The following is a 3,086-nucleotide window of genomic DNA, read 5'->3' on the forward strand; positions in this document are numbered from 1 at the left end:
GCAGCAGATCGGCGATCTGATCGTTGTCGAAATTACGTTGGGGACCATACCGATAACACGTCTCGCTGACGCCAAATGTCCTGCATGCCAGCGCGATACTTACACCGCGTTGCGCCACTGCTTTCTCGGCCAGCTCTCGGCGCTGAGATGGCCGCGTCATTTTTTCCCGAGAGCCTCCTTCAGCAGATCGGCTTGCATGCTCAAGTCGGCATACATCCGCTTCAATCGACGGTTCTCGTCCTCAAGAGCCTTCATCTGGCTCATCATCGAGGCGTCCATGCCCCCATACTTTGCCCGCCACTTGTAAAAACTGGCACTGCTGATGCCATGCTCCCGGCAAAGCTCAGGTACGGGGACACCGCCTTCCGCCTGGCGCAACACAGCCATGATTTGGGCTTCGGTAAATCGGCTCTTCTTCATCAAAAATCTCCTCGAGCATCTTGCCGAGAAAATTCTACTTTTGAAGCCCCTTATTCGCGGGGAGGACTACCTATGCATCAGGCGGTTCGCCCAGCCGAAGATCGCCGATCGGTGGCGTCCAACATGGTTGATCTATCAAAGCCAGTGTCGCTTCGCCGTCGGAATTTGCCGCCCGAGTCATCGTGCCGCAGCTATTCGATGGCGTCCGGCGCTTTCGCTTCCACAGCATGAACCCGACGCCAGTCGAGGCCTGCAAACAGCGCCTCGAACTGAGCAAGGCCCAAGGTCATCAGGCCATCCTTGATGCCTGGCCAGGAGAACGTGTGTTCCTCCAGCCGCTTGTAGGCCATCACCAGACCGCTGCCATCCCAGTAGATCAGCTTCAATCGGTCTGCTTTGCGCGACCGGAATACGAAGACCGTTCCCGTGAACGGGTCCTTGTGCAGCTCGTTCTTGACCAGTGCCGCCAAGCCATCATGGCCTTTGCGAAAGTCGACCGGCTTGGTCGCGACCATGATCCGAACCCGGTTCGATGGAAAGATCATGCCGGAACCGCGCAGGCACGCGCGATAGCGGCGATCCGGGCAGCAGACGCCCCTTCTTCCAGACGGATAGTGACGGAACTGACCTGCCACTGAATTTTCATCCGGCGGCGATTAGAGCTTCGGCGGTTTTGAATACGCCAAGTGGCGCGGTGGGAGCAACCGGCGGAAACGCGAAGCTTTCATCTCGCGCAGCGTTGGAGCCGGTTGCGGCAATTGTATCGGCATAGCTTGCCGGGGTCTGGTATCCGAGCGATGAATGCGGCCGAAAATGGTTGTAATCGTCGGCCCATTCAGCAATGGCGCTGCGGGCATGGTCGAGGCCGAAGAAGAGGCTTTCGTTGAGCAGCTCGTCGCGCATCCGACCATTGAAACTCTCGACATAGCCATTCTGCATCGGCTTTCCCGGCGCGATGTAGTGCCACTCGACCTTATGATCTTTCGACCAGGCAAGGATGGCGTTTGAGGTGAGTTCCGTGCCGTTGTCGGAAACGATCATCCCCGGTTTGCCGCGCCGTTCGATGAGGGTCGTCAGTTCGCGAGCGACGCGACGACCGGAGATCGAAGTGTCGGGGATCGCCGCCAAGCATTCGCGCGTCACGTCATCGACGATATTGAGCACGCGAAACCTCCTTCCGCAAGCGAACTGGTCGTGAACGAAATCCAGCGACCAGCGGGCATTGGCCTTCGCTTCGACCAGGATCGGTGCACGCGTGCCGACAGCACGCCGCCTGGCTTTCCGCTTGCGAACGGAAAGTCCTTCCTCGCGATAGAGCCGGTAGATGCGGTTGACCCCGGACGGCTCTCCCTCCCGCCGAAGCAGGACGAACAGCCGCCGGTAACCGAAACGCCGACGCTCGTTTGCAAGGTCACGCAACTTTGCTCGCAACTCGGTCTCCGGCGGTCGGTTCGACTGGTAGCGGATCGTCTTGCGGTCGGCGGATATGATCTGGCAGGCCCGCCGTTCCGAAAGACCCATGACGGTCTTCAGATGCGTGACGGCGTCACGCTTGGCGACAGGCCTACCATTTTTTTGAAAGAAGCTCGCGGAGTGCTGCGGCGTCCAACATCTGCTCGGCCAGCAGCTTCTTCAGCCTGGCATTCTCGTCTTCAAGCGCTTTCAGCCGCTTCGCCTCAGAGACTTCCATACCGCCGTATTTGGCTTTCCAATTGTAAAAGGTCGCTTCTGAAATCCCGTGCTTGCGGCAGAGATCAGCGGCCTTCGCACCAGCCTCCTGCTCCTTCAGCACCGCAATTATCTGCTCTTCGGTAAATCTCTGCTTCTTCATTCGTCCGTCCTTTGATGGGCCGGACTCTAATCAACTCTGGAGGAAATTCGCAGTGGCAGGTCAGAACCCACGATGATCTCGGGGCGACTGGCTTTTTTGATCGGCGGCTCCGAAACGGGTGGATCGACGATCACCGCTGCGAACTCCACCGGGTCCTCGGGTGCGGGCAGAACCAGCTTGCCCTGCCGCGCCATTGTTCGCCAAGTGGACAGGTGATTCGGCTTTAAGCCATGCCGCTCTGCGACCTCATTCACCATCGCGCCGGGCCGAAGGCTCTCCGAAACGATCTGCGCCTTCACCTCGTCCGGCCAGTGCCGGTGAACCTCACGTCCAGACTTCCTGGTCGTGAGAACCTCCAATATACTCTCCATGGAGAAACTCCCGTTGCTCGTCCATGGAAAGCCGATCACAGATTAGGGCGGCGAAGACAACGTGGGAGTGGAACATCGGTTACGCCTATTCGATGATAGGCCCAGATCAAGGGATGCAAGCCGGGCGTAAGGGACGCGCTCTATGTAGCCGTAATCCGTGTAGCTCCACATTGCCGCTAGGTGGTGCAATTCCCTGAGCAGATCCTCGTAGTCCTGGCTTTAACCTGGGGGTGCTGTCTGCTGGGATCATGTCCCAGGACGTGGTGTAGCTTAGACGACCACGGCTCATCCCAGAGGGCCGGATGAGTGTCAGCTTGCTGCTGGCAGGCTGATGAGCGGATCATCGCTCATTGTGGCGATTGTCTCAAGTGTCATGTAGCGGGATCGCTGGACGGCCCATTCATCGTTCTGTTCGAGCAGCAGCGCACCGACCAGGCGCACGATGGCGTCGTCGTTGGGGAAGA

The 3,086-nt window shown here is 58.7% G+C and carries 3 protein-coding genes and 2 pseudogenes; all 5 read right to left on the reverse strand.

The annotated features are described in order from the left end of the window. A pseudogene (locus EFB14_RS32685) lies at positions 1 to 420 on the reverse strand (transposase); the annotation flags it as partial. 191 nt (positions 421 to 611) lie between these two features. Continuing rightward, positions 612 to 965, reverse strand: coding sequence for an IS66 family insertion sequence element accessory protein TnpB (tnpB, locus tag EFB14_RS32690; protein ID WP_164737639.1), 354 nt, complete (start codon positions 963 to 965; stop codon positions 612 to 614). 97 nt (positions 966 to 1,062) lie between these two features. After that, positions 1,063 to 2,251, reverse strand: a protein-coding gene (locus EFB14_RS32695) for an IS3 family transposase (RefSeq protein WP_126830930.1) whose coding sequence is annotated in 2 segments (ribosomal slippage) — positions 1,063 to 1,987 and positions 1,986 to 2,251 — 1,191 coding nt in all. Because the reading frame shifts where the segments join, the coding sequence is not laid out codon by codon here. A gap of 26 nt (positions 2,252 to 2,277) precedes the next feature. Next, positions 2,278 to 2,622: a transposase gene (locus EFB14_RS32700; protein ID WP_126830932.1), complete on the reverse strand. Its 345-nt coding sequence runs from the start codon at positions 2,620 to 2,622 to the stop codon at positions 2,278 to 2,280. Between the two features lie 309 nt (positions 2,623 to 2,931). Further along, positions 2,932 to 3,086, reverse strand: a pseudogene (locus tag EFB14_RS32705) (IS256 family transposase); the annotation flags it as partial.

Origin of the sequence: Rhizobium fabae, from assembly GCF_003985135.1 — a bacterium.
GTDB classification, from domain to species: Bacteria; Pseudomonadota; Alphaproteobacteria; order Rhizobiales; family Rhizobiaceae; genus Rhizobium; species Rhizobium pisi.